Source organism: Roseomonas sp. GC11 (assembly GCF_024437745.1).
Classification (GTDB): domain Bacteria; phylum Pseudomonadota; class Alphaproteobacteria; order Acetobacterales; family Acetobacteraceae; genus Pseudoroseomonas.
This window is the reverse complement of the sequence record NZ_JANFNY010000035.1, coordinates 1-25,062: the sequence shown is the minus strand read 5'-3', so window position 1 is coordinate 25,062 and position 25,062 is coordinate 1. Positions and strand designations below refer to the sequence as shown.

Below are 25,062 nucleotides of genomic sequence, written 5' to 3'. Positions count from 1 at the left end.
TCCTGTGGAGTAGCCACCGGCCATGCCCGAGCCCTGCCCCGTCCGCTCCGTGCCGGTCCTCCGCCGCCCTGCCGGAGGCAGCCGCCCCGCCGGAGACCGCCCGCGGTGAGCCTGCCCCCCATCAGCGGCCCCGGCGCCCCCAGGTACGGTATGCCGGGACACGGTATGCCGGGGCATACCCTGCTGTCGCGCGCCATCGCGGCCTGCCGGCGGGAATTCGTCGCGGTCGGGCTGTTCAGCGGCGTGGTGAACCTGCTCCAGCTGACCATCTCGCTCTACATGATGCAGGTGTTCGACCGGGTGCTGGCCACCCGCAACATGGACACGCTGCTGTTCCTGACGCTGATCGCGCTCGCCGCCCTGCTGCTGCTGGCGGTGCTGGAGGGGGTGCGCGGGCGGCTGATGCAGCGCTGCGCCAGCTGGATCGAATCGCGCATCGCGCCGGAGGGGTTCGAGCGCGCGCTGGAAGCCCAGCTGCGCGGCCGCCCCTACCGCATGGAGGCGCTGCGCGACCTCGCCTTCTGCCGCTCCTGGCTCGGCTCGCCGGGGGCGCTCGCCGTCTATGACGTGCCCTGGGTGCCGGTCTATCTCGGCGCCATCTTCCTGCTCCACCCGCTGATGGGCCTGGTGGCGCTCGGCGGCGCGGTGCTGCTCTTCGCCCTCACCCTGCTGAACGAGGTGGCGACGGGCGCCCTGCTGAAGCGCGCCGGCAATGCCAGCCTGGCCAGCCAGCGCCGCCTCGATTCGCTCGCCCGCAATGCCGAGGTGATCGACAGCATGGGCATGGCGCCCGCGGTGATGCGCCGCTGGCAGCAGAGCACGGCCGAAAGCGCCGCGCCGCAGCAGGACGCGGCGGACCGTGCCAACCTGCTGCTGGCCACCACCAAGTTCTTCCGCCTCGCCGTGCAGGTCGTCATCCTGGGCGTCGGCGCCTGGCTGGTGCTGCGGCAGGAGCTGACCTCCGGCGCCTCCATGGCCGGCTCCATCATCATGGGCCGCGCCCTGGCGCCGGTGGAGCAGATGATCGGCGGCTGGAAGGGCCTCGTGCAGGCGCGGCAGGCGCTGAAGCGCCTCTCCGGCTTCCTCGCCCAGCCGCGCATCCGCCCGCCCGGCATGGCCCTGCCCGAGCCCAGTGGCCGGCTGGTGGCCGAGCGCGTCAGCTTCGCCCAGCCCGGCCAGCAGGTGCCCACCATCAAGGGCGTCAGCTTCGCGCTGGAGCCGGGGGAGAGCCTCGCCATCATCGGCCCCTCCGCCGCCGGCAAGACCACGCTGCTGCGCCTGCTGATCGGCACCCTGCCCGCCGGCGCCGGCGCCGTGCGGCTCGACGGCGCCGATGTCTATGCCTGGAAGCGCGAGGATTTCGGCCGCCATGTCGGCTACCTGCCGCAGGATGTGGAGCTGTTCGAGGGCAGCGTCCTCGCCAATATCGGCCGCATGGGCGAGCCGGCGCCGGAGGCGGTGTTCGAGGCCGCGCAACTCGCCGGCTGCCACGAGATGATCCTGCGCCTGCCCCAGGGCTATGACACCGAGATCGGCGAGGGCGGGGCGCATCTCTCGGGCGGGCAGCGGCAGATGATCGGCCTCGCCCGCGCGCTCTTCGGCGCGCCGAAGCTGGTGGTGCTGGACGAGCCCAATTCCAACCTGGATGGCGATGCCGAGGCCGCGCTGCAGCGCGCGCTCGATGCGCTGAAGGCGCGCGGCTGCACCGTCGTCCTCGTCTCCCACCGCCCGGCGCTGGTGCAGGGGGTGGACAAGGTGCTGCTGCTCAAGGAGGGCGCCGTGGACATGTTCGGCCCCCGCGCCGAGGTGCTGAAGCGCCTGATGGGCCCGCGCCCGGCCGAGACCGCCCCGGCCCAGGCGGCCGCCCAGGCCCCAGCACAGCAACAAGCACAGCCACAAGCACAGGCCCCCGCACAGGGCCAGGCCCAGCCGGGCCTGCGGCTGGCGGGCCAGAAGCCGGGGGACGCGGCATGAGCGTCACCACCCTGCCCCCCGGCGGCGCCCCGCCGCAGGAACAGCCGGCCCCCGCCCCGCCCCGCCCCGCCCTGCCGCCCCTGGCGCCCCCCCTGGCGCCGGACCTGCTGGCCGAGCGGCCGCAGACCCGCGGCACAATGCTCTTCGGCCTGGGCGCGCTGGCGCTTTTCCTCGGCCTCTTCGGCGGCTGGTCCGCCCTGGCGCCCCTGGCGGAAGCCGCCATCGCCCAGGGCCAGATCCGCGCCGAGGGCAACCGCCGCACCATCCAGCACCTCGAGGGCGGCATCGTCCGCGAGATCCTGGCCCGCGACGGCGATGCCGTGAAAGCCGGGCAGGTGCTGATGCGGCTGGACGAGGCACAGTCCACCAGCGGGCTGGAAGCCCTGCGCGGGCAATACTGGGCCCTGCTGGCCCAGGATGCGCGCCTCGCCGCCGAGGCCGCCGACCTGCCCGCCATCCTCTTCCCGCCCGAGCTGCGCGACAGCACCGACACCCGCGCTCTGGAGCTGATGAACGGCCAGCGCACCCTCTTCGCCGCGCGGCAGACCGCGCTGCAAAGCCAGCTCCAGGTGCTGGAGGCGCGCATCGCCCAGCAGGACGCCGCCACCGCCTCCTCCCTCGGCCAGATCAACAGCCAGCGCCGCCAGCTCGCCCTCATCCGGCAGGAGGAGCAGAGCGTCGTCGACCTCGTGCGCCAGGGGCTGGAGCGCATGCCCCGCCTGCTCCAGCTCCAGCGCAACGTCGCGGCGCTGGAAGGCAACATGGCCGACCTCGCCGGGCAGGTGGAGCGCGCCCAGGCCGGCGCGCTGGAAGCCCGCAACCAGATGCGCCAGGCCCGCGACCAGCGCCTGGCCGAAATCTCCACCGAGGCGCGCGAGAACCGCGCCCGCCTGCACGAGACGGCCGAGCGCCTGCGCGGCGCGCAGGACGTGGCCACCCGCCGCGAGATCCTGGCGCCGGAGGACGGCACCATCATGGGCAGCCGCTTCTTCAATATCGGCGCCGTCATCCGCCCCGGCGAGCCGGTGATGGAACTCGTCCCCGCGCGCGACCGGCTGGTGGCCGAGGTGCAGCTGATGCCGCACGACATCGATTCGGTCCATCCCGGCCTGCTGGCCGAGGTGCGCCTGCCCGCCTTCAAGCAGAGGCTGGTGCCCTATCTGCACGGCCATGTCAGCTACGTCGCCAGCGACGTGACGGTGGATGACCGCACCCGCGCCAGCAGCTACCGCGTCCAGGTCGTCATCGACCCCGACCAGCTCGCCCGGCTGGAACATGTCACCCTCCACGCCGGCATGCCGGTGGAGGCCCATATCCAGACGGGCAGCCGCAGCTTCCTGCGCTATCTGATCCAGCCGGTGCTCGACAGCTTCCACCGCGCCTTCCACGAACAATAAGCCCGCCCAGGAGAACCCAGCCCCATGCCCGACCAGCCCGTGTTCTTCGCGGATGGCATCCTGGAAGCCAGCGTGAATTACGGCGTGACGCGCATCACCCTGGCGCAGACCGGGCCGGACGGAAAGCCGGTGCCCTGCGGCCAGCTGATGATCCCCGTGGTGCAGATGCCCGCCTTCGCCAATGGCGTGCTGGCCCTGCTGAAGCAGATCGACGCCAAGGTGAAGCAGGCCCAGCAGGCCGCCGCCCCGGCCGAGCCGCCCCCCGCCGCCACGCCCGTGCCGGGCTCCTTCCGCTTCTCCGGCTGAGCGCGTGCCCCTGGCGATGAGGCAACGCCCCGCCACCCTGGCGCGGCGGGGGCCCTGGCTTGCCATGGCCTTCTTCCTGGCCGGCGCCACCGCGGCGCCGGGCCAGGCAGCGGAACCCGCCGCCACCGCCTGGGCCGCCGCGCGCGGCCCCGCCGCCGGGCCACCGCGCATCCTCGGCGCGCATGGGCTGGGCTGCATCGCCGGCGCCGTCGCCCTCCCGCCCGAGGGGCCGGGCTGGGAAGTGGTGCGCCTCTCCCGCAACCGATTCTGGGGGCACCCCGCGCTGATCGCCACGCTGCGCGACATCGCCGGCCGCGCCCGGGCGGAAGGCATGCCGCCCCTCTGGATCGGCGATCTCGGCCAGCCGCGCGGCGGGCCGATGCCCTGGGGCCATGCCAGCCACCAGATCGGGCTGGATGCCGATCTCTGGTTCGCCCTCGCCCCGCGCCCGCCGCGCCCGGCCGCTTCGCGCGAACAGATCGACGTCCCCTCCCTGGTGCGGCCGGATGGGCAGGAGGTGGACCCGGCGCGCTACACCCCCGCCCATGCCCGGCTCGTCCAGCTGGCGGCGGAAGCGCCGGGGGTGGACCGCGTCTTCGTCAACCCGGCCATCAAGAAGGCCCTCTGCGCCACCCATGCGGGCGAGCCCTGGATGCGCCGGGTGCGGCCCTGGCGTGGCCATGACTCGCACCTGCACATCCGCCTGCGCTGCCCGCCCGGGCAGGCCGCCTGCCAGGACCAGGCCCCGCCGCCGCCCGGCGATGGCTGCGACGCCAGCCTGGCGTGGTGGTTCTCCGACGCCGCCCGCCAGCCCCCGGCGCCGCAGCCGCAAGGGCCGCCGCCACGCCTGCCGGCGGCCTGCGCCGGCATCCTGTCAGAACGTTGATTTTTGTTTTTGAAGGGAATCTTCTTTTTCTGAAGAAAAAGAAGCAAAAAGACTTTTCCGGGCTGCCGCCCTCTCCCGGCACGGCGGGACGCTGCACTGGAAAAGTTTTTTGGTTCTTTTTTTCAAAAAAGAACGCTTGCCTTCACCCTCTCAATTCCAGCGCCCGCACCGGATCATCCGTCGCCATGGCATCAACGCCGAGGGCGAGGGCCTTGCGGATGGTCGCGTCATGATTGGCGCCCCAGACGCCGATCTTCAGCCCGGCGGCGCGCAGCCGGGCCACCAGCGCCTCATCGAGCGCGCGGATATGGGTCTCCACCCAGGAGAAGCCATGCGCCTGGGCCACGCCCACCACGCCCGCGGCACCGATGCTGTCCAGCAGCGCCGGCTCGAACAGCCAGATCACCCCGGCCAGCCCGCCCGCCGCCTGGGCCTGCGCCGCCAGATCGGCCTCGAAGGAAATGATGCGGCACTGGGCACGGATGCCCGCCTCGTCCAGCACGGCCAGGGTGCGGCGCAGCAGCTCAGGGTCCGGACGGGTGCCGGGCGGCGTCTTGAGCTCCACCTGGAGCTGCATCGGGCGGCCACGGAACAGCGCCGCCACCTCGGAGAGCAGGGGCACGCGCTGGTGCCCGGCGCCGCGCAGCCGCAGCGCCACCAGCTCCGCCGCGCTGCGCGCCGCCACCGGGCCATCCCCCTCCGTGGTGCGCGGCAGGGTGGTGTCATGGATCACCACCGGAATGCCGTCGGCACTCAGGTGGATATCGCATTCCGCCTGCTCCACCGGCAGGGCCAGGGTGTTGCGGAAGGCCTCCAGGCTGTTCTCGGGCCAGAGGAAAGCGCCGCCACGATGGCTGACAATCGCGGTGCGCGGGGCGGAAATGGGCGTATCGGGCATGCCTCTTGCTGGGCCGTGGCGGGCAAAGCGTCAAGCCTGCTGGCGCAACACCGATGGCCCCTTTAAACTCACGTTAAATCCCTCCGAGAGGTCGTGACATGCCTCTGCTCCTGGTTGCCCACGATCAGACGCCGGATGGCGCCTCGGCCCTGGAGGACGCGGTCTGGCAGCTGGCCGAATCGCACCTGACCCTGCCGGGCTCGCTGCTGGTGGAAAGTGCCGTCTCGGCCCGGTACCTGACCGAACACCTGCACAGCGCCCTGCGGCGCGCCGGGCTGGCCGGCGCGCTCGTGGTCATGCCGGTGACGGAACCCAGCTGGCAGGGCCTCTCCCCCGAGGTGGAGGACTGGCTGCGCGTGCGGCTCGGGTGAGGCCGGCCCTGGTGCGCCGCCCCTCCCCGGCCCTTCCCGACCACAGGGCGCAGGCCTTCAGCCGCCTGCGCCACAGGATGCGATGATGCTGTCTCGGCTTGCCGCCTGCTTCCGCCCGCTGCGCGACCTTCCGCTTCCGGCCGTGCCAACCCTGCTGGCGCTGTGCCTGGGCGCGGCCCTCGCCCAGCCCGCGCGCGCGGCGGAGCCGCAGCCGATCCAGCTCAAGATCGTGGGCGGGCTGGCCAATGTCTCGCAATACACGCGCTATGAGGAACCCTTCTGGCGCAAGCGGCTGAGCGAGATCACCCAGGGCCGCGTCACCGCCGAGATCGCCCCCTTCGACCGCGCCGGCTTCCGGGCGGAGGAGATGCTGCCGCTGATGCGCCTCGGCGTCGTGCCCTTCGGCACCGCCCTCGTCGCCGTCGTCTCCAGCGAGGAGCCGGAGTTCAACGCGGTGGACCTGCCGGCGCTGAACCCGGACATCGCCACGCTGCGCCAGACGGTGCGGCTCTACCGCCCCCATCTGCGGGAGATCCTGCGCGAGCGCTACGGCATCGAGCTGCTGGCGGTCTATACCTACCCGGCGCAGGTCACCTGGTGCACGCGGCCCTTCACCGGGCTGGCCGACCTCGCGGGGCGGCGCATCCGCACCTCCTCCGTCGGCCAGGCGGAGCTGTTCGAGGCGCTGGGCGCCACCTCCGTCGTCATCCCCTTCGCCGAGATCGTGCCGGCCATGCAGGCCGGCGTGGTGGAATGCGCGGTGACCGGCACGCTCTCCGGCAACAGCATCGGCCTGCATGAGGTGACGAGCCACATCCACGCCATGGCGCTGACCTGGGGCGTCTCCATCTTCGCCGCCAACAAGGCGGCGTGGGAGGCGCTGCCGGCCGAGATGCGCGGCAAGATCCAGGAGGGCCTGCGCGACCTGGAGCGCGATATCTGGGACGCCGCCGACCGCGAGACCGGCGAGGGGCTGGACTGCGCCGCCGGCCGCGCCAGCTGCACCGCCGGCCGGCGCGGCCGCATGACCGTGGTGCCGGTGACGGCGGCCGACAATGAGCGCCGCCGCTCGCTGCTCACCAGCACCGTGCTGCCGCGCTGGGTGGACCGCTGCGGCGCCGACTGCGCCCGGGCCTGGAACACCTATCTCGCGCCCAGCCTCGGCATCACGGCGCGCGGCGACTGACATGCTGCAATTCCGACGCATCCGCCTGGCGATCCTGCTTGCGGCGATGGCGCTGCTGCTCGGGCAGTGGTTCGCCACCTCGCTGCTGGTGGGCCGCGCGCGGGAGGCCGCGCTCTCCAGCGCCACCGACACCGTCAACCGCATCGCCCGCGCGGTCGAGGCCTCGCTGAACCGCAACCTCGTGCAGGTCGATGCCATGCTGGCCGGGCTGCCGGCCATGCTGGCGCCGCTCGCCTCCGGCGGCACGCTCGACAATGGCGCGGTCAACCGCGTGCTGCGCGAGCTGAACAACCAGAACTTCACCTTCCGCGACGTGCTGCTGATCGGCGCGGACGGCATGCCGGTGGCCACCGGCCTCGCCGTCTCACGCCGCCGGCCGCTGCCCTTCGCGCTGGAGGGCGCCTTCGTCGAGACGGCGCCGCGCGCCGGGGCCGTGCTGATCGGCGGGCCCTTCCGCAACCCGGCCACCGGGGAGTGGTCGCTCTTCATGGCCCGGCGCATCACCATGCCGGAACTCGGCCCCCTGCTCGCCGTGGCGGAACTGCCGGTGCCGGTCATCGGTTCGCTGCTCGCCGTGGGTGGCGAGGGCGCGGGGCTGCGCATCACGCTGGAGCGCGATGACGGCACGCTGCTGGCCAGCCTGCCGCATGACGAGACGCGCATCGGCACCCGGCTTTCCCCGCCGCTCGGCCAGCGCCTGCAGGAAGCCGGCGCCAATGCGGTGAGCGAGGCCATCAGCCGCTTCGACAGCGACCGCGTGCTGACGACGGTGCGCCCGCTGCTCTACCCGGCGCTCTCCCTCTCCGCCAGCATGAAGCTCTCCAGCGCGCTGGCCAGCTGGGAGAATGAGCGCAGCCGCGCGCTCATCGTCAGCCTCGCCTTCGCCGCCCTGGTGGCGGCGCTGGGGGGCGCGCTGATCCTCGCGCTGCGCCAACGTGAGCGTGTGGAGGCCGAGCGCGCCCGCTGGCGCGCCATGCTGGAGAACGCGCTGGACTCGATGTCCGACGGCTTCGTCATGTGGGACGCCAATGACCGGCTGGTGGCCTGCAATGCGCGCTACAAGGATTTCTACAAGGTCAGCGCGCCCTTCATCGAACCCGGCTCGCATTTCGACGACATCATGCGGGAGGGCTTCTATCGCGGCCAGTACCCGCAGGCGGGCGACGACCTGGATGCCTTCCTGGCCGAGATGCGGCGCTGGCACCGCGGCGACAACCCGCCGATGGAGCGCCTGCTGCCCGATGGCCGCTGGGTGCTGATCACCGAGCGCGCGACGCCCGGCGGCGGCACGGTGGGCATCCGCACAGACATCACCGAGCTGAAGCGCGCGATGGAGGAGCTGGCCCGCGCGCGCGACGAGGCCGCCGCCGCCGGCGAGGCCAAGACACAGTTCCTGGCGCGCATGAGCCACGAGCTTCGCACGCCGCTGAATGGCGTGCTGGGCTTCGCCCAGGTGCTGCTGAACGACCCGCGCGTGGCGCCCGACCAGCGCGAGCAGCTGCGCACCCTGCACGAGGCCGCCCGCCACCTGCTGGAGCTGGTGAACGGGCTGCTCGATCTCTCAAAGATCGCGGCCGGGCGGCTGGAATTGCAGCCCGCCCCGGCGGCGCTGGTGCCGTTGCTGGAACGCTGCACCGCCCTGCTCGCCCCCGAGGTGCAGCGCAAGAGCCAGGCCCTGCTGCTGGAGGTGGCGCCGGACCTGCCCGCCGGGGTGATGGCCGATGCCACCCGGCTGCGCCAGCTCCTGCTCAACCTGCTCTCCAACGCGGTGAAGTTCACCCCGGCGCAGGGCCGCGTGACGCTGCGCGCCCGCCGCGCCGCCACGGGCGGCATCCGGCTGGAGGTGGAGGATACCGGCCCCGGCGTGCCGCCCGGCCAGCGCCACCTGCTGTTCCGCGATTTCGTCCAGCTTGCCACGCCCGGCGCCAGCAATGCGGAGGCGGCGACGGGCACGGGGCTGGGCCTGTCGATCGCGGCGCAGCTGGCGGAGCTGATGGGCGGCAGCATTGGCTGCGACAGCCCGCCCGGGCGGGGCGCCACCTTCTGGGTGGAGCTGCCGCTGCCGCCCGCCACCCTGCCCCCCCCCGAACCGGACGAGGCGGCGCCGAAGCCCGTCCTCCCCGGCGCCGCCGCCCAGGCCTCCGCCCAGCCGCTGCAGGTGCTGGTGGTGGATGACGTGCCGGCCAACCGGCTCGTGGCGCGTGCCATGCTGACCAGCGCGGGGCACCATGTGACCTGCGTCGAGGATGGCGCCGCCGCCCTGGCCGCCGTGCAGCAGGGGCAGTTCGACCTCGTGCTCATGGACCTCCAGATGCCGGTGATGGACGGGCTGGAGGCCACACGCCGCATCCGCACCCTGGCGCCGCCGCGCGGCCGGGTGCCGGTGCTGGCGGTGACGGCCTCGGCCATGCCGGAACAGGTGGAGGCCTGCCGCCAGGCCGGCATGGATGGCCATCTGGCCAAGCCGATCGACCGCGAGACGCTGCTGCGCATGGTGCGGCAATTCGCCGATGCGCATCCGGTGCAGGCCGGGCCCACGCTCTCCACCGGCGCCGCCCTGCCGCTGCTGGACGATGTGGCGGGCGAGGCGCTGGTGGCGGATCTGGGCCCCGCCGCGCAGGCCGTGCTGGTGGAATTCGTGGCCGAGCTGGAGCGCGGGCGCGAGAGCCTCGCGCAGCTGACCCCGGCGCTGGATATCGCGCCGCTGCGCGCCACCACGCACCGCCTGCTGGGCGTGGCGCGCACCATGGGGGCGCGGCGGCTGGCCCGCGCGCTGGAGGATATCCAGCGCAATGTCGCCCAGGGCAACAACCCGGCCGAGGCCCTGGCCCAGGCCCGGCAGGTGCTGGAAGAAACCCTGCCCGCCCTGCGCGCCTGGGTCCGCCGGCAGACCGCCCAGCAGGGACGCGCCGGCGATCCGGAAGCGGCTTAGTTTTCTTTCGGGCTGCCGCCGTCTCCCGGCATAGTGGGACGCTTTTTTCAGGCTGCCGCCGTCTCCCGGCACAGCGGGACGCTTTTTTTTCAGGCTGCCGCCGTTTCCCGGCACAGCGGGACGCTGAACTGACAAAAGTTTTTTGGTTCTTTTTTTCAAAAAAGAACCTTTCTTTCTGTTTATTTCAATTCCTTCAACATCATCCCCAGGGCCGCGAAGAAGCCTTCCGCATCGAGCCCCTCCAGCAGCCGGGCATTGGCGGGGGCGCCATCGCGGCCCCAGCGGTCGATGCGGGTGCGGCCACGGTCGGCGCCATCCAGCACCACGCTCGCCGTCACGGCGCGGTGGGTGAAGAGCTCCGGCGCCACCAGCCACATCACCGCGCAGGGGTCGTGCAGCGGCACGCCACGATGCTCGAAGCGGCGGGAGGGTGGGATGGCCGCCAGGATCTCCACCGCCGCGGCGAGGCAGCGCCCGCCCCCCGACACCGCCCGCAGCGCCGCGACGCGCGCCGGCGTCACCAGCGCCTGCGCCGTCAGGTCCAGCGTGGCCAGCGTCACCGGCCGGCCGCAGGCGAGCAGGATGGCCAGCGCCTCCGGGTCCATGGCGGCGTTGAACTCGGCGGCGGAGCTCCAGTTGCCCTCCCCCACCGCGCCGGTCATCAGCACGATCTCGGCCACGCGCCCGGCCAGATCGGGCTCGGCCGCCAGGGCCAGGGCCAGGTTGGTGGCGGGGCCGAGGCCGACCAGGGTGACACTCTCCGCCGCCGCCGCGCGCAGCCGGGCGCGGATGGCATCCGCCGCGAGGCCCGGCGTGGCGGGCGGCCCCTCGGGCAGCGTGACGCCGCCCAGCCCGTCCATCCCATGCACCCGCGTCTCGGAGCGGAAGCGGCCGACCAGCGGGCGGTCCGCCCCCGCCACCACCGGCACGCCCGCCCCGGCCAGCCCCAGCACGGCGCGGGCATTGGGCAGGGTGCGCTCCAGCCCGACATTGCCGCCCGCCACCGTCACCAGTTGCAGATCGATCCCTGGCGCGGCGAGGGCCAGCCAGAGCGCCACGGCATCATCCGTGCCGGGGTCGCAGTCGAGCAGAACGGGGCGCGGGGTGGCGGGCATGCGGCTTCCTGTTGATTCGCGGGGGCTTTGCGGTGGTTTCCGTGGGGCCTGCGCGTTGCGGCGGGCCGGGCACCATGCCAGTTTGCGCCGCAGCACCCAACACCCCCCAGCGGGAGAGATCTTCCCTGATGCCCAGCCTGCGCTCTGCCCTGCTCGCGGCGGCCTGTGCCGCCGTTCCGCTCCTCGCCCAGCCCGGCGGGGCGGCGGCGCAGGAGACGCTGCGGATCGGCATGGAATCCGGCCCCACCAGCCTGGACCCGCATTTCGCCAGCCTCATCACCAACATCGCCTTCAGCCGCCACGTCTTCCAGCCGCTGGTGCAGCAGGACCACCGGCAGGTGCTGCGCCCGGCCATCGCCACCGCCTGGCGCGCCGTGGATGACCTGACCTGGGAATTCACCCTGGACCCGCAGGCGCGCTTCCACGATGGCAGCCCGGTGACGGCGGAGGATGTGGCCTTCACCCTCGCCCGCGCCGGGGATGTGCCGAACTCGCCCTCCTCCTTCCGCGTCTATACCCGGCCGATCACGGCGGTGGAGGCGGTGGACGCGACGACGCTGCGCATCCGCACCAGCGTGCCGACGCCGCTGCTGCCCAATTACCTCTCCCTCGTCATGATCGTCTCGAAGCGGCATGGCGAGGGGGCCGCCACGGCCGATTACAATTCCGGCAAGGCGATGATCGGCACCGGGCCTTACCGCCACATCTCCTGGCAGCCGGGCAGCCCGGTGGTGATGGAGCGCCATGAGGGCTTCCACGGCCCGAAGCCCGATTTCGCCCGTGTCGAGTTCCGCCCCATGGCCAATGCCGGCGCCCGCACCGCGGCGCTGGAGGCGGGGGATGTGGACCTGATCGAGATCATCCCGCCCGAGCAGTTCCGCAAATTCGCCACCCATGCCCGCTTCAGCGTGGCGGAAAGCCCCTCCAACCGCCTGATGTTCCTGACGCTGGACAGCGACCGGGAGAACAGCCCGCATGTCCATGCGCGCGATGGCGGGCCGATCGCCAACCCGCTGCGCGATGCGCGGGTGCGGCGCGCCCTCTCCATGGCGATCAACCGCCCGGCGCTGGTGGAGCGCATCCTGCAGGGCCAGGGCACGCCGGCGGGCGATCTGGGGCCGGAGGGATATTTCGGCACTTCCCCGGACCTGAAGCCGCAGCCCTATGACCTCGACGGCGCGAAGCGGCTGCTGGCCGAGGCCGGCTATCCGCAGGGCTTCGCCGTGCAGGTGAACGGGCCGAATGACCGCTTCGTCAATGACGAGCAGGTGGTGCAGGCCATCGCCCAGATGTGGACGCGCCTTGGCCTTGCCGCCACGGTGGAGACGCGCCCGCGCGGCGTCTGGCTGGCCGAGGCGGCACAGCTGAAATACTCGGTGAACCTCGCCGGCTTCTCGCCCAACCCCGAGGTGCTGGGGATGCTGGAGACGCAGATCCACAGCTGGAATCCGACGCTCGGCCTCGGCACCGCCAACCGTGGCCGCTTCAGCAACACGGATATCGACGGGCTGATCCAGAAGGCCCGGCAGACCATGGGCAATGCCGAGCGCGAGGCGCTGACGCAGCAGGCCACCCGCGCCGCCCTGCGCGACCAGACGGCGCTGATTCCCCTCTATTTCCAGGTGAATACCTGGGCGATGAAGCGCGGCCTCTCCTATGAGGCGCGGACGGACGAGATGACCCTGGCCATGAGCGTGCGCCGCACGCCCTGAAGGCGGGGTCCCCCAGGGAAAATGGGGGCGGCCCTGCCACCCCGGCGGTGGGGCGGGGGGGGGGGGGGCCCCCCCCCCCCCCCCGGGGGGGGGGGGGGGGGCGCCCCCCCCGATCCTGAACCATCGAGGCGAGCAAGATGAGCGGCAGCAAGGACCTGACCCGTCAGGAAGAATTCAAGCGGGCCACCGCCGGCACGCTGCGCGCCATCGCGCGCAACACCGAGGTGCAGGTGGCCTTCCAGCCCGGCCCGTCCGGCCTCGCCGGCAAGCGCGCCCGCCTGCCCCTGCCGACGCGCGCCCTGCCGCCGGCGGAGATGGCGCGGCTGCGCGGGGCGGCGGATGCCATCGCCCTGCGGCTGCGCCACCATGACGAGGCCGCCCATGCCGCCCGCACCCCCGCCCGCCGCGAGGCGAAGGAGGTGTTCGACGCGCTGGAGCAGGCCCGGGTGGAGGTGGTGGGCAGCCGGCTGATGCCCGGCGTCGCCGCCAACCTGACCGCCAAGCTGGCCGAGACCTGCGAGGCCGAGGGCTATGACCGGATGACGCGGAAGGACCAGCTTCCGCTGCCGGCCGCGCTCTCCCTGCTGGCGCGCGAGCGCCTCTCCGGCCAGCCCGCCCCGGCCGCGGCGCAGCGCGTGCTCGACCTCTGGCGCGACACGCTGGGCGAGAAGGCCGAGGCCGCGCTGGACGAGATGGCCCAGTCCAGCGAGGACCAGGAGCGCTTCGCCCGCGCCGCCCGCAAGCTGCTGACCGCGCTCGACCTCGCCGAGGCCGAGGTGGAGGCCGAGGCGGAGGAGGACGAGCAGGGCGAGGAAGGCTCGGAGACGACGAGCCAGCAGGACAATTCCTCCGAGGGCGAGGCGCAGAGCCAGGAGAGCGACCCGACGCTGGGCGCCCAGCCCGAATCCATGCAGGGCGAGGGCGCCGAGGAAGAGGGCGAGACCCAGGAGGAAGAGGGCGTCGCCGCCGAGGGCGAGGACCGCCCGGGCGGCCCGCAGCAGCGCCGCGAGACGCCGCCGCCGGACGATGCCAGCACCTACCGCCCCTTCACCAAATCCTTCGACGAGGAGGTGCTGGCCGAGGATCTCTGCGATGCCGAGGAACTGGCGCGGCTGCGCCAGCAGCTCGACCAGCAGCTCTCCCACCTCCAGGGCGTCGTCTCCAAGCTGGCCAACCGGCTGCAGCGCCGCCTGCTGGCGCAGCAGCAGCGCGCCTGGGAGTTCGACCTGGAGGAGGGCATGCTGGATGCCGCCCGCCTCGCCCGCATCGTCGCCAACCCGCTGCTCTCGCTCTCCTACAAGCGCGAGCGCGAGGCGGATTTCCGCGACACCGTCGTCACCCTGCTGATCGACAATTCCGGCTCGATGCGCGGCCGCCCCATCTCGGTGGCGGCGATGTGCAGCGACATCCTGGCGCGCACGCTGGAGCGCTGCTCGGTGAAGGTGGAGATCCTGGGCTTCACCACCCGCGCCTGGAAGGGCGGGCAGAGCCGCGAGCGCTGGGTGCAGGAGGGCAAGCCGCGCAATCCCGGCCGGCTGAACGACCTGCGCCATGTCATCTACAAGCCGGCGGACGCGCCCTGGCGCCGCGCGCGCAAGAATCTCGGCCTGATGCTGCGCGAGGGCCTGCTGAAGGAAAACATCGACGGCGAGGCGCTGGAATGGGCCTATCGCCGGCTGCTGACGCGGCCGGAGCGGCGGCGCATCCTGATGGTCATCTCCGATGGCGCGCCGGTCGATGACAGCACGCTCTCCGTCAACCCCGGCAACTACCTGGAGCGCCACCTGCGCAAGGTGATCGGCGATATCGAGGGGCGCCAGGCGGTGGAGCTGATCGCCATCGGCATCGGCCACGACGTCACGCGCTATTACCGCCGCGCCGTGACCATCGTGGATGCCGAGGAGCTGGGCGGCACCATGATGAAGAAGCTGGCCGAGCTGTTCGACGAGGATGCCGCCGCCGCCTTCCAGCGCGCGGCGACCGAGCGGGCGCCGCTGCTGGCGTGATCCGACTGAACCGGCGCAGCCTGCTGCTGGGCGCGCTGGGTCTGGCCTCGCTGGGCGGCTGCGTGCTGCGGGGGGCGCTGGCGGAAATCCGCCCGCTCCCTCCCCTCCCCCTGCCGCCCGGCGCGCCGCTCCTCTCCCAGGGTGGGCTGCTGCTGGAGCCGGCGGCCATCGGGCATGGCGGCTGGTCCGCCCTGCATGTGGCCGATGACCTCACCCTGTCCGCCATCAGCGACCAGGGCTTCTGGCTGCGCGCCCGGCTGGTGCTGGACGCCACCGGCGCGCCGCGCGGGCTGGAGGGGGTGGAGACCGGCGCGATCGACCATGGCTTCCTGCTGGAGCCGCCGGGGCGGCTGCTCGCCGATGCCGAGTCCCTGGCGCGGCTGCCGGATGGCAGCTGGCTGATCGGCTTCGAGCGCTGGCACCGGGTGCAGCACCACGCCACGCTGGCGGCGCCCGGCACGCTCTGGCCCATGCCGCCCGAATTGCGGCAGGCGCCGCTGAATGCCGGGCTGGAGAGCCTGGCCGTGCTGGCCGATGGCCGGCTGCTGGCGATCAGCGAGGGGCTGTGGACCGGCCCGCAGGGCTGGCTGCGCGGCTGGATCGGCGGGCCGGGGCGCTGGGTGCCGCTGGGCTACCGCCCGGCGGAGGGTTTTGTTCCTTCCGATGCCTGTGGGCTGCCGGGGGGCGGGGCGCTGGTGGTGGAGCGCAGCTTCAGCCTGCGCCGCTGGTTCCATGCCCGGCTGGTGCATCTGCCCGCCGCCCTGCTGGCCGGCGCCGGGCCGGAGACGCTGTTGCAGGGCGAGGTCATCCTGGAGGCGCAGGCCCTGCCGGCCGAGAACTGGGAAGGCGTGGCCAGCTTCCGCCACCAGGGGCAGGACTGGGTGGCGATGCTCGTGGATGACAACGAACTCCCGGTGCAGCGGGGGCTTTTGCACCTGTTCCGCTGGGCAGGGGGCTCTGCCCCCTGAACCCCCGCCGGGGTGGCACGGCCACCCCGAATTTTTCCTGGGGGGACCCCGCGATCTGATGGCGGGGTCCCCAAGGGAAGATTTGGGGGGACCCTGTCCCCCCGGCGGAGGGGTCTGGGGAGGCGGAGCCTCCCCAGGACTTACCCCACAGCCCCTTCCGCGCGCAGCAGCGCCTCGACCAGGGCGGGATCGACATCGCCCTTGGTGAAAGCCTGCCCTGGCCCGCGCAGCAGGATGAAGCGCAGGGCGCCATCCCGCACCTTCTTGTCCTTGCGCATGCGGGCCATCAGCGCCGCCACGGTGAAGCGGCGCGGCAGGTGGGAGAGGCGGGCGGGCAGGCCGACGGCGGCCAGATGCGCCTCCACCCGCCCCGCCAGTTCCGGCGCGCAGAGCCCGAGCATGGCCGAGAGCCGCGCCGCGAGGCCGAGGCCGATGGCCACCCCCTCGCCATGCAGCAGGCTGCCGTCATAGCCGCACTCCGCCTCGATGGCGTGGCCGAAGGTATGGCCGAGGTTGAGCAGGGCGCGCCCGCCCTCCGGGCTTTCCTCCCGCTCATCGGCGGCGACGACGGCGGCCTTCAGGCGGCAGCTTTCCAGCACGGCGTGGCGCAGCGCCTCCGGGTCGCCGGCCACGGCCTTCGCCCCCTCGGCCTCGCACCAGTCCCAGAGCGGGCCCTGCAACAGGCCGTGCTTGGCCACCTCGGCATAGCCGGCGCGCAGTTCGCGGGCCGGCAGGGTGGCGAGCACCCCGGTATCGGCCAGCACGATGCGCGGCTGGTGGAAGGCGCCGGCCAGGTTCTTGCCGGCGCGCAGGTTGATGCCCGTCTTGCCGCCCACCGAGCTGTCCACCTGGGCCAGCAGCGTCGTCGGGATCTGCACGAAGGGCAGGCCGCGCAGCGCGCTGGCGGCGACATAGCCGGCGAGATCCCCCACCACCCCGCCGCCGAGGGCGATGATGGCCGTGCCGCGGTCCACCCCGGCGGCCATCAGATCCTCCATCAGCGCGGCGAACTGGGAAAAATTCTTGCTGGCCTCGCCGGGCGGCACGGTCAGGCTGGCGCGGATCTCGAAGCCGGCCTCGGCCAGCCCGGCGCGCAGGGCGGGCAGGTGCAGCGCCGCCACCGAGGCATCGCTGACGATGGCCACGCGCCGCGCCGGCAGCGCCGGGGCGATCAGCCCGCCGGCGCGCGCCAGCAGGTCCCGCCCCACCAGCACCTCATAGGCGCGGCCGCCGGAGAGCGGCACGGGCAGGCGCGCCGGGGGCGCATGGGTGGTGATGGCCTCCAGCACGCGGTCCGTGGTGGCTTCCGGGGTTTCCTCGGGGCAGTTCACGATGATGTCGGCCTCGGCATAGAGCGGATGGCGCGCGGCCATCAGGCGGCCCAGCACCTCGGCGGGGTCCTGGTTGATGAACATCGGGCGCGTCGCCCGGCCGGAGACGCGCGGCAGCAGCACGGGGATGGAGCAGCGCAGCCAGACGGCCAGGGCGCCCGAGTCGCGGATGGCGCGGCGCGTCTCCGCATCGGCATAGGCGCCGCCGCCGGTGGCCAGCACCAGGGGCGGCCCGGCCAGGAGGCGGGCGATGACGCGGCGCTCCCCCTCGCGGAAATGCGGCTCGCCATAGCGGGCAAAAATTTCCGTGATCGGCTGCCCGGCGGCGGCCTCGATCTCCGTATCCGCGTCGCGGAAAGGCAGGCCGAGGCGCTGCGCCATGCGCTTGCCGATCGAGGACTTGCCGGCACCTGGCATGCCGACGAGCACGACCGACCGCGCGGCCCAGCCCAAAGGTGAGCCCAAAGGCGAGCTCAGGGGCGCCGGCGGGGCGGCAAGGGTCGCCGCTGCCTCCGGGGCGGGCGGCTCGGGCGCCGGCGATGCGGCGGGCGGAACAATGGCAAGGCCGAGGTTGCGTGACACAAGGGTGGAAGGTAGCACAACATTCCCCGCGCGCGAGGATACCCACGGCCGCCATGTTCCGCCGCCCTTTGCTTCTTCTCGTCCTGATCCTCATCCTGGCCGCCCTGGGCGGCCTGCTGGTGCTCGGCGCCTTCCCGCCGCCGGTCAGCCAGCAGCCGGTGGAGCGCGTGCTGCCCAATGAGCGCTTCGGCACACGCTGACCCGGGCTGACCGGGGGGGAATGGGGATGGACCGCCATCTCGAAGCCTTCCTGGAAATGCTGGCGGCCGAGCGTGGCGCCGCGCGCAACACGCTGGCCGCCTACCGCGCCGATCTGGAGGACTTCGCCGGCTTCGCCCGCCGCAGGGAGGGGGCGCCCGTCACGGCGTCGCCCGAGCTGCTGCGCGCCTATCTCGTCTGGCTGACGGATTCGGGCCTCTCGCCGCGCACGGCGGCGCGGCGCCTCTCCGCCCTGCGGCAATTCTACCGCTTCCTGGCGGCGGAGGGCGTGCGCGCCGACGACCCCACGGAAATCCTCGACAGCCCGCGCCAGCCCTCCCGCGTGCCCAAGGCGCTGCGGCGGGAGGAGGTGGAGGCACTGCTCGACGCCGCCGCCCGCCTGCCCGGCAAGCGCGGGCCGCTGGCCACGGCGCTGCTGGAACTGCTCTACTGCTCCGGCCTGCGCGCCAGCGAGCTGGTCTCCCTCCCCGCCCAGGCACTGATGCAGGACAGCCCCCTGGTGATGGTGCGCGGCAAGGGGGGGAAGGAACGCCTCGTCCCCATCTCGGACCGCGCGCGGCGGGCGGCGCTCAGCCTGCGGGCGCCGAAGAAACCGTCCAAATGGCTGTTTCCCTCGCATGCCGCCTCCGGCCACCTGACGCGGCAGAGCCTGCTGCTGCTCGCCAAGCAGGCGGCGCTGGCGGCGGGGCTGGACCCGGCGAAGGTCAGCCCGCATGTGCTGCGCCACTCCTTCGCCACGCATCTGCTGGAGGGCGGGGCGGATCTGCGCGCGCTGCAGATGCTGCTCGGCCATGCCGATATCGCCACCACGCAGATCTATACCCGCGTGCTGGAGGAACGGCTGCGCCAGATCGTCGAGACGCACCACCCGCTGGCCGAGCAGAATCTGGCCGGAAAGAAGCCGGGGACGGAAAGCCCGCCGGCGGCCTAGGCACCGCCTGCCGCAAAACCGGAGCAAAATGGCCATATGGCCGCCATCTGCCCGGGCCAGTGTGCCATCGCGCGGTTGTGGGCCGCGCCTCCCCCCGGCATGGGCCATGGGGCTTGCCATGAGGCAGGCGGGAGTTCATGTCTGGGCAACAGCTTGGCGGAGGATGTTCATGCGGCGCTCGATCTACGCTCCCATCGCCCTGGCCCTCACGGCGCTGATCGGCCTGGCACGGCCGGCGGCGGCGGCCGGCGAGGAACAGGCGCTGGTCGACCGCTCCACCCTGGCGGTGCAGGAAATGCTGGGCGGCGGCAACGGCAATGCCGCCCATTTCAACGACGCCATCACCCTGCTGCGCCGCGCCCGCGCCGTGATGGTCTGCCCGCGCATCTTCCGCGCCGGCTTCATCCTGGGCGGCCAGGGCGGCTCCTGCGTCCTGCTGGCGCGCGACGGCGCCGGCTCCTGGTCCTCCCCCGCCTTCTACGGCCTGGGCAGCGGCAGCATCGGCTTCCAGATCGGCGTGCAGGACGCCATGGTCATGATGCTGGTGCTGACGGATAAGGGCCTGAACGCCCTGATGGACAGCCAGTTCAAGGTCGGCGCCGATGCCGGCATCGCCGTGGCCACCATCGGCGGCGGCATCTCCGGCTCCACCACCGCCGCCGTCGGCGCCGATATCGTCACCTTCGCCAAGAGCCGCGGCCTCTACGCCGGCATCGCCCTCGATGGCTCCCTGCTCTCCACCCGCAGCGAGGCCAACCGCACCTATTACGGCAAGGATCTCAGCCCGCGGCAGATCGTCGTCGACATGGCGGGGTATAATCCGGGCTCCGACCCGCTGCGCGGCGCCCTGCTGCGCTTCGGCGGCCAGCATGGCGGCGGCAGCGCCCCCGCACCGGCGGGGCAGCAGATCCCGCCCACCACCCCAGGCTATGAGCCGCCCCCGGCCTATCAGAGCGGCGGCGTCCAGGCCCAGCCCCTGCGGTGAGGGGAAGGTTAAGGAAAGAAGAGAGTTCTTTTTTGGAAAAAAGAACCAAAAAACTTTTTCAGGGGCGTTCCGCCAGAGAATAACCGGAACGCCACAGAAAATGGGGAAGAGTAGCAAGGGTTTATTCATTAAAGCGTTGTAAGTTTACTCACCTGAAATGGTGGGTCGCCAAAACGGATGCGCATTCGCACTCTTTTCCTGGCAGGCTTCTGCGCGGTGGGCCTGCCGGGTGCGCTGGCCTCCCTGCTGCTGGCGGGGCAGGCTTATGAGGCCTGGCGTGTCGCGGGGCAGGCCACGCTCGACACCCGCGCCCTCAGCGCCGCGCAGCGCAGCCAGACCGCCCTCGCCCTCGAAGTGGGGCAATATGCCAGCTCCATCAGCACCCCCACGCCGGACATGGCCGCGCTGCGCGCCGCCGCGCCGGTGACGGACCAGTTGCTGGCCCGGCTGGATCAGGCGATGCCGGCCACCTCCCTGGCGGATGCCGCGAAGCGCGCGCCCGGCCAGATCATCCAGGACCTCGCCACGCTGCGCCGCCGCGCGGAGGAGGCCTTCACCCGCCCGCCCGCGCAGCGCGACCCCACCCTGGCCGCCGATCTCGGCCGCGCCCGGGGGGAGATGGCGGGCCGCGCCGCCGAACTCGGCGCCGGCCTCACCCGCTTCCTCGCCCGCGGCCAGCCGGAGCTGATGCTGCCGGTCGAGATCGCCAATGCGGTGATGGACCAGCGCGACCTGATGGGCCGCAATGTCGTGCTGCTCTTCGGCTGGGTGAATGGCGGCGTGGTGGAGCGCGCCGCCTACAACAATTTCCAGGGGCAGCTGGGCCGCGCGCAGCAGGCCTATGAGAGCGCCCGCCGCCTCGCCGCCGTGCTGGAGGGCCGCCCGCGCCTGCAGGAGGCCGTCCGCCTCTACGCCACCCGCAGCGAGGAACTGGCCACCCGGCTGCGGCAGCAGGCGGAGCTGGCGGCCCCCCATCTCGGCCAGCCCGCCCCGCGCGGCACCTGGGCCGAGGGCAGCAACGAGATGCGCCGCTGGACCGCGCCCGGCCTCGCCGCCCTGCTCGACCTGCGCGATGCCGCGCTGGACGAGGCCCTGGCCATCTCGGATCATGCGCATGGTGCGGCCCTGCGGGAATTGCTGCTGGCGCTCGGCCTCGTGGTGCTGACCACGCTGCTGGCCATCGGCAGCCTGGTGCTGCTGATGCGCCGGCTGGTGCAGCCGCTGCGGGCGCTGACCGGCAGCGTGGCGCGCATCGCCGAGGGGGTGCTGGACCTCTCCGTGCCCGGCCGCGCCCGCCCGGACGAACTGGGCGAGATGGCCCGCGCCGTCGAGACGCTGCGCCAGGGCTCGCTGGAGCGGCGGGCGATGCAGGAGGCCCAGCAGCAGGCCCAGCAGGCCGAGCTGGCCCGCGCCCAGCGCATCGGCGCCCTGCTCAACAGCTTCGAGGAGGATACGGCGGGGATGCTGCGCGTCGTCGCCTCCGCCGCCACGGAACTCGACGCGACGGCGGCCAGCATGGCGGGCATCGCCGCCGATGGCACCCGCCATGCCGGTGACGTGGCGGAGGCCGCCAGCCAGGCCAGCCAGAATGTGCAGACCGTCGCCGCCGCCGCCGAGCAGCTGGCGGCCAGCATCGCCGAGGTGGCCCGGCAGGTGCAGGATGGCGCGCGGCAGGCCCGTTCCGCCGTGCAGGCCGCCGATCAGGCCGGGCGCACCGTCCACGGCCTGTCCGAGGCCGCCAACCGCATCGGCGATGTGGTGCAGTTGATCAACAGCATCGCCGGCCAGACCAACCTGCTGGCGCTGAACGCCACCATCGAGGCCGCCCGCGCCGGCGAGGCGGGCAAGGGCTTCGCCGTGGTGGCCTCCGAGGTGAAGACCCTGGCCAGCCAGACGGCGAAGGCGACGGAGGAGATTTCCGCCCAGATCGCGGCGATGCAGGCGGAGACGGGGCGCACCGTGCAGGCGATTGGCGCCATCACCGCGATCATCGAGCAGATCAACAACGCCACAGCCCAGGTGGCGGAGGCGGCAGGCCAGCAGGCCGAGGCAACACAGGAAATCGGCCGCGCCGTGGCCAAGGCCGCCGCGGGCACCAACGCCGCCTCCCGCCATGCCACCGGCGTCAGCGCCGATGCCGAGCGCACGGGCAGCGCGGCCACCGAAGTCCGCGCAGCCTCCGGCGAGCTGGCGCAACGGGCGGAGGCGCTGCGCGGCCAGATGGAACGCTTCCTGACCAGCATCCGCGCTGCCTGACTGGCCCCAGACAGAAAAAGTTTTTTGGTTCTTTTTTCCAAAAAAGAACCCTTCTCTTCCTCTCTTTACGCCCCCGCCCGCAGCCCCCGGGCGAGGGATTGCCCTTCCGCGCTGGCCGGGTCGATCAGCCCTTCACGAATAAACAGATCGATCAACACCAGATTGACGTTGAACTTCACCGCATCGCCATCGCGCACGGCTTCCAGCACGCGGCGGATGGGCCAGAGTTCAAAGCTCTCAACCTCCCCATCCGCCGGCACTGGCGTGATCGCCTCGGGGATGTCGAGGTCAAAGACGTGCAGGATGTCCCGCCGCAGCCCTTCCGGCCCCTGCATGATGTAGGAAAGCCGCGCCACCTGCCGCGCCTGCCCGGCCAGTTCCGGGGCGAGGCCGGCTTCCTCCGCCGCCTCCTTCACCAGGGTTTCCCCGGGCGAGAGGCCGGCCGGCATGCCGCCCGCCACGATATTGTCCCACTGCCCCGGCGCCACCGCCTTGCTGGCGGCGCGCTTGCCCAGCCAGAGATGCAGCCCATCCGCCCGCCGCACCAGCCCGTTGAGGTGGACGCCCTGCGCCACCACGCCGAAGGCCGGGATGGCGCCACGATCCAGCGTGGCGAGCACCGGGCCATCCGGCGTGGCGCGGACATCGAAAGCCTCGTCCCGCAGGCGGAGATAGCCGGCCTTCGCAAGCCCGCGCGCGGCATCGTCCAGCACGGCCTGCGGCGAGGGGCGGCCCAGGCGGCGCGGCGGCAGCACCACGCCACCGGCATCGAAGTGGAAGTCCCGCGGGCGGAAGGAGAGCCAGCGGGCCACGTCGGGCGAGAGCCAGCCCACCGGCGCCGCCGCGATGCGGAAGGGCACCAGGCCGGCCGGCGAGGCCAGGTTGTTGCAGGCGGCGATGTGGCGGGCGAATCCGGTCGTCATGGCCCGGCGTTGTGCGCCAGCGGGCGACAGAAAAAAAGTGGCCGCGCGCGGGAGGGAAGAAGATGGAAGGAATATGAAGGAAACTTCTTTTTCTGAAGAAAAAGAAGCAAAAAGACTTTGTCTGTTTGGGTATGAGCCTGGCCGATCACCGTTATCGCCCCAAAGCGCGTTGCCAGCCCCCGCCCCGGCGTCCATGTAACCGGCGAAAGACCGGAGACCACCCCGTGAACGCCTCCCCTCGCCCGCGCGGGCATTTGCGAACCCTGGCCACGCTGGCGCCCTATCTCTGGCCACGGGGAGAAACGGGGCTGCGGGCGCGCGTCGTCATCGCCCTGGCCATGATGGTGCTGGCCAAGGGTGCCAATGTGCTGGTGCCCCTCGTCTATGCCCACGCGGTGGACGCGCTGGGGCAGAAGCTCGGCACCGCCGCCGCCATGGCCAGCGTGCCGGTCGGGCTCGTCATCGGCTACGGGCTGCTGCGCATCCTCAGCTCGTGGATGGCGGAGCTGCGGGACGCCATCTTCACGCCGGTGCAGGCGCGGGCGGGGCGCGTCATCGCCCTGCAGGTGTTCCGCCACCTGCACGCCCTCAGCCTGCGCTTCCACCTGGACCGGCAGACGGGCGGCATGTCCCGCGTCATCGAGCGCGGCACGCGGGGCATCAACTTCGTCCTCGACTTCATGCTTTTCAACATCGTCCCCACCCTGATCGAGATCCTGCTGGTGGCGGGCATCCTGTGGGGGATGTTCAGCGCCTCCTTCGCGCTGGTCACGCTGGTGACGATCGGGCTCTATATCGGCTTCACCCTGGTCTTCACCGACTGGCGCCTGCGCTTCCGCCGCGCCATGAACGAAATGGACCAGGAGGCCAACACCAAGGCCATCGACAGCCTGCTGAACTACGAGACGGTCAAGTATTTCGGCAATGAGCGGCATGAGGAGCGCCGCTACGACGCGACGCTGGCGCGCTACGAGAAGGCCTATACCCGCTCCGAGGTCACGCTGAACTACCTGAACATGGGGCAGGCGGCCATCATCGCCATCGGCCTCACGGCGGTGATGCTGATGGCGGCGCGCGGCGTGGCCAATGGCAGCATGAGCGTGGGCGACTTCGTGCTGGTCAACACCTACCTCATCCAGCTCTACCTGCCGCTCAACTTCCTGGGCTTCGTCTACCGCGAGCTGAAGCAGGGGCTGGTGGACATGGAGGCCATGTTCACCCTGATGCGGGAGAAGCAGGAGGTGGCCGACCACCCCGGCGCCCCCGCCCTCGCCGCCGGCCCCGGCGCGCTGGATTTCGAGGCCGTGCGCTTCGGCTACCGGCCGGACCGCACCATCCTCAAGGGGGTCTCTTTCAGCGTCCCGGCGGGGAAGACGCTGGCCATCGTCGGGCCGACGGGGGCGGGCAAATCCACCATCTCCCGCCTGCTCTTCCGCTTCTACGACCCGCAGGCGGGGCGCATCCTGCTCGACGGCCAGGAGATCGGCGCCGTGACGCAGGAGAGCCTGCGCGCCGCCATCGGCGTGGTGCCGCAGGATACCGTGCTGTTCAACGACACCATCCGCTACAACATCGCCTATGGCCGCCCCGACGCGACGGAGGAGGAGGTGGTCCACGCCGCGAAGCTGGCGCAGGTGCATGATTTCGTCCTGCGCCTGCCAGATGGCTACGACACCCGCGTGGGCGAGCGCGGGCTGAAGCTCTCGGGCGGCGAGAAGCAGCGCGTGGCCATCGCCCGCACCATCCTCAAGGACCCGCGCGTGCTGATCCTGGACGAGGCCACCAGCGCCCTCGACACCCGCACGGAGCAGGAGATCCAGGCGGCGCTGCGCGGCGTCTCGGCCGGGCGCACCACGCTGGTCATCGCCCACCGCCTCTCCACCGTGGTGGAGGCGGACGAGATCATCGTGTTGCAGGACGGGCAGATCGCCGAGCGCGGCCGGCATGGCGAGTTGCTGGCGCAGGATGGGCTCTATGCCCAGATGTGGCGCCGCCAGTCCGAGGCGGTGGCCGCCGCCGAGGCCGCCGCGGGGGGGGGGGGGGGGGGGGGGGGGGGGGGGGGGGGGGGGGGGGGGGGGGGGGGG

19 protein-coding genes are annotated in these 25,062 nt (G+C 72.4%); 15 read left to right on the top strand and 4 right to left on the bottom strand.

What is annotated here, in order from left to right:
* Positions 1–165: 165 nt before the first annotated feature.
* From NON00_RS12565 to mepA, 4 genes are read left to right on the top strand one after another with little or no spacing between them, the layout of a single operon-like run.
* Positions 166–1,974 carry a type I secretion system permease/ATPase gene (locus tag NON00_RS12565; RefSeq protein WP_256021413.1) on the top strand — a complete coding sequence of 603 codons (1,809 nt, stop codon included), beginning with the start codon at positions 166–168 and terminating at the stop codon, positions 1,972–1,974.
* Positions 1,971–3,371, top strand: coding sequence for an HlyD family type I secretion periplasmic adaptor subunit (locus tag NON00_RS12560; protein WP_256021411.1), 1,401 nt, complete (start codon positions 1,971–1,973; stop codon positions 3,369–3,371). The genes NON00_RS12565 and NON00_RS12560 overlap by 4 nt, the downstream gene beginning before the upstream one ends.
* Before the next feature lie 24 nt (positions 3,372–3,395).
* Positions 3,396–3,677, top strand: coding sequence for a hypothetical protein (locus NON00_RS12555; RefSeq protein ID WP_256021409.1), 282 nt, complete (start codon positions 3,396–3,398; stop codon positions 3,675–3,677).
* Positions 3,678–3,693: 16 nt separating this feature from the next.
* Positions 3,694–4,563 carry a penicillin-insensitive murein endopeptidase gene (mepA, locus tag NON00_RS12550; RefSeq protein ID WP_256021407.1) on the top strand — a complete coding sequence of 290 codons (870 nt, stop codon included), beginning with the start codon at positions 3,694–3,696 and terminating at the stop codon, positions 4,561–4,563.
* Positions 4,564–4,705: 142 nt separating this feature from the next.
* Here the strand turns inward: mepA and NON00_RS12545 are convergent, their stop codons facing one another.
* On the bottom strand, positions 4,706–5,461 hold the full coding sequence (locus NON00_RS12545) for a glycerophosphodiester phosphodiesterase family protein (RefSeq protein ID WP_256021405.1): 756 nt from the start codon (positions 5,459–5,461) through the stop codon (positions 4,706–4,708).
* 98 nt (positions 5,462–5,559) lie between these two features.
* Here NON00_RS12545 and NON00_RS12540 point away from each other — a divergent pair, with 98 nt between their 5' ends.
* From NON00_RS12540 to NON00_RS12530, 3 genes are all read left to right on the top strand, one after another.
* Positions 5,560–5,832: a hypothetical protein gene (locus NON00_RS12540; protein WP_256021403.1), complete on the top strand. Its 273-nt coding sequence runs from the start codon at positions 5,560–5,562 to the stop codon at positions 5,830–5,832.
* Between the two features lie 85 nt (positions 5,833–5,917).
* The gene (locus NON00_RS12535; protein WP_256021400.1) at positions 5,918–7,018 is read left to right on the top strand and encodes a TRAP transporter substrate-binding protein; all 1,101 of its coding nucleotides are present in this window, start codon (positions 5,918–5,920) and stop codon (positions 7,016–7,018) included.
* Between the two features lies 1 nt (position 7,019).
* A complete protein-coding gene (locus NON00_RS12530) occupies positions 7,020–9,950 on the top strand; it encodes an ATP-binding protein (protein WP_256021398.1) in 2,931 nt (976 codons plus the stop codon).
* Between the two features lie 179 nt (positions 9,951–10,129).
* On the opposite strand, the gene NON00_RS12525 is transcribed toward NON00_RS12530, so the two are convergent.
* Positions 10,130–11,065, bottom strand: a complete 936-nt coding sequence (locus tag NON00_RS12525; protein WP_256021396.1) for a nucleoside hydrolase — start codon at positions 11,063–11,065, stop codon at positions 10,130–10,132.
* 128 nt (positions 11,066–11,193) lie between these two features.
* Between NON00_RS12525 and NON00_RS12520 the strand changes: the two genes are divergently transcribed.
* From NON00_RS12520 to NON00_RS12510, 3 genes are all read left to right on the top strand, one after another.
* On the top strand, positions 11,194–12,777 hold the full coding sequence (locus NON00_RS12520) for an ABC transporter substrate-binding protein (RefSeq protein ID WP_256021393.1): 1,584 nt from the start codon (positions 11,194–11,196) through the stop codon (positions 12,775–12,777).
* Between the two features lie 137 nt (positions 12,778–12,914).
* A complete protein-coding gene (cobT, locus tag NON00_RS12515) occupies positions 12,915–14,783 on the top strand; it encodes a cobaltochelatase subunit CobT (protein ID WP_256021391.1) in 1,869 nt (622 codons plus the stop codon).
* Positions 14,780–15,751, top strand: a complete 972-nt coding sequence (locus NON00_RS12510; RefSeq protein ID WP_256021389.1) for an esterase-like activity of phytase family protein — start codon at positions 14,780–14,782, stop codon at positions 15,749–15,751. The genes cobT and NON00_RS12510 overlap by 4 nt, the downstream gene beginning before the upstream one ends.
* A gap of 140 nt (positions 15,752–15,891) precedes the next feature.
* Here the strand turns inward: NON00_RS12510 and aroB are convergent, their stop codons facing one another.
* Positions 15,892–17,664, bottom strand: a complete 1,773-nt coding sequence (aroB, locus tag NON00_RS12505; protein WP_370688711.1) for a 3-dehydroquinate synthase — start codon at positions 17,662–17,664, stop codon at positions 15,892–15,894.
* Between the two features lie 53 nt (positions 17,665–17,717).
* Between aroB and NON00_RS12500 the strand changes: the two genes are divergently transcribed.
* The 4 genes from NON00_RS12500 to NON00_RS12485 all read left to right on the top strand — a co-directional run bounded on the left by NON00_RS12500 (position 17,718) and on the right by NON00_RS12485 (position 22,055).
* Complete coding sequence (locus NON00_RS12500; protein WP_256021384.1) at positions 17,718–17,864, top strand: hypothetical protein; 147 nt, start codon at positions 17,718–17,720, stop codon at positions 17,862–17,864.
* A 26-nt stretch (positions 17,865–17,890) separates the two neighbouring features.
* Positions 17,891–18,814 carry a site-specific tyrosine recombinase XerD gene (locus tag NON00_RS12495; RefSeq protein WP_256021382.1) on the top strand — a complete coding sequence of 308 codons (924 nt, stop codon included), beginning with the start codon at positions 17,891–17,893 and terminating at the stop codon, positions 18,812–18,814.
* A gap of 169 nt (positions 18,815–18,983) precedes the next feature.
* The gene (locus NON00_RS12490) at positions 18,984–19,799 is read left to right on the top strand and encodes a lipid-binding SYLF domain-containing protein (RefSeq protein ID WP_256021380.1); all 816 of its coding nucleotides are present in this window, start codon (positions 18,984–18,986) and stop codon (positions 19,797–19,799) included.
* Positions 19,800–19,976: 177 nt separating this feature from the next.
* Positions 19,977–22,055 carry a methyl-accepting chemotaxis protein gene (locus tag NON00_RS12485; protein ID WP_256021377.1) on the top strand — a complete coding sequence of 693 codons (2,079 nt, stop codon included), beginning with the start codon at positions 19,977–19,979 and terminating at the stop codon, positions 22,053–22,055.
* A gap of 65 nt (positions 22,056–22,120) precedes the next feature.
* Here NON00_RS12485 and NON00_RS12480 read toward each other — a convergent pair whose 3' ends face one another.
* Positions 22,121–22,978, bottom strand: coding sequence for an NUDIX hydrolase family protein (locus NON00_RS12480; RefSeq protein ID WP_256021375.1), 858 nt, complete (start codon positions 22,976–22,978; stop codon positions 22,121–22,123).
* Between the two features lie 224 nt (positions 22,979–23,202).
* On the opposite strand from NON00_RS12480, the gene NON00_RS12475 reads away from it, so the two are divergent.
* On the top strand, positions 23,203–25,062 hold a 1,860-nt coding region (locus NON00_RS12475), incomplete at its 3' end, for an ABC transporter ATP-binding protein/permease (RefSeq protein ID WP_256021373.1).

Coding starts and splice junctions, on each gene's coding strand:
- NON00_RS12565 (WP_256021413.1), top strand. CDS start 166: ATGCCGGGGCATACCCTGCTGTCGCGCGCCATCGCGGCCTGCCGGCGG.
- NON00_RS12560 (WP_256021411.1), top strand. CDS start 1,971: ATGAGCGTCACCACCCTGCCCCCCGGCGGCGCCCCGCCGCAGGAACAG.
- NON00_RS12555 (WP_256021409.1), top strand. CDS start 3,396: ATGCCCGACCAGCCCGTGTTCTTCGCGGATGGCATCCTGGAAGCCAGC.
- mepA (WP_256021407.1), top strand. CDS start 3,694: ATGAGGCAACGCCCCGCCACCCTGGCGCGGCGGGGGCCCTGGCTTGCC.
- NON00_RS12545 (WP_256021405.1), bottom strand. CDS start 5,461: ATGCCCGATACGCCCATTTCCGCCCCGCGCACCGCGATTGTCAGCCAT.
- NON00_RS12540 (WP_256021403.1), top strand. CDS start 5,560: ATGCCTCTGCTCCTGGTTGCCCACGATCAGACGCCGGATGGCGCCTCG.
- NON00_RS12535 (WP_256021400.1), top strand. CDS start 5,918: ATGCTGTCTCGGCTTGCCGCCTGCTTCCGCCCGCTGCGCGACCTTCCG.
- NON00_RS12530 (WP_256021398.1), top strand. CDS start 7,020: ATGCTGCAATTCCGACGCATCCGCCTGGCGATCCTGCTTGCGGCGATG.
- NON00_RS12525 (WP_256021396.1), bottom strand. CDS start 11,065: ATGCCCGCCACCCCGCGCCCCGTTCTGCTCGACTGCGACCCCGGCACG.
- NON00_RS12520 (WP_256021393.1), top strand. CDS start 11,194: ATGCCCAGCCTGCGCTCTGCCCTGCTCGCGGCGGCCTGTGCCGCCGTT.
- cobT (WP_256021391.1), top strand. CDS start 12,915: ATGAGCGGCAGCAAGGACCTGACCCGTCAGGAAGAATTCAAGCGGGCC.
- NON00_RS12500 (WP_256021384.1), top strand. CDS start 17,718: ATGTTCCGCCGCCCTTTGCTTCTTCTCGTCCTGATCCTCATCCTGGCC.
- NON00_RS12495 (WP_256021382.1), top strand. CDS start 17,891: ATGGACCGCCATCTCGAAGCCTTCCTGGAAATGCTGGCGGCCGAGCGT.
- NON00_RS12490 (WP_256021380.1), top strand. CDS start 18,984: ATGCGGCGCTCGATCTACGCTCCCATCGCCCTGGCCCTCACGGCGCTG.
- NON00_RS12485 (WP_256021377.1), top strand. CDS start 19,977: ATGCGCATTCGCACTCTTTTCCTGGCAGGCTTCTGCGCGGTGGGCCTG.
- NON00_RS12480 (WP_256021375.1), bottom strand. CDS start 22,978: ATGACGACCGGATTCGCCCGCCACATCGCCGCCTGCAACAACCTGGCC.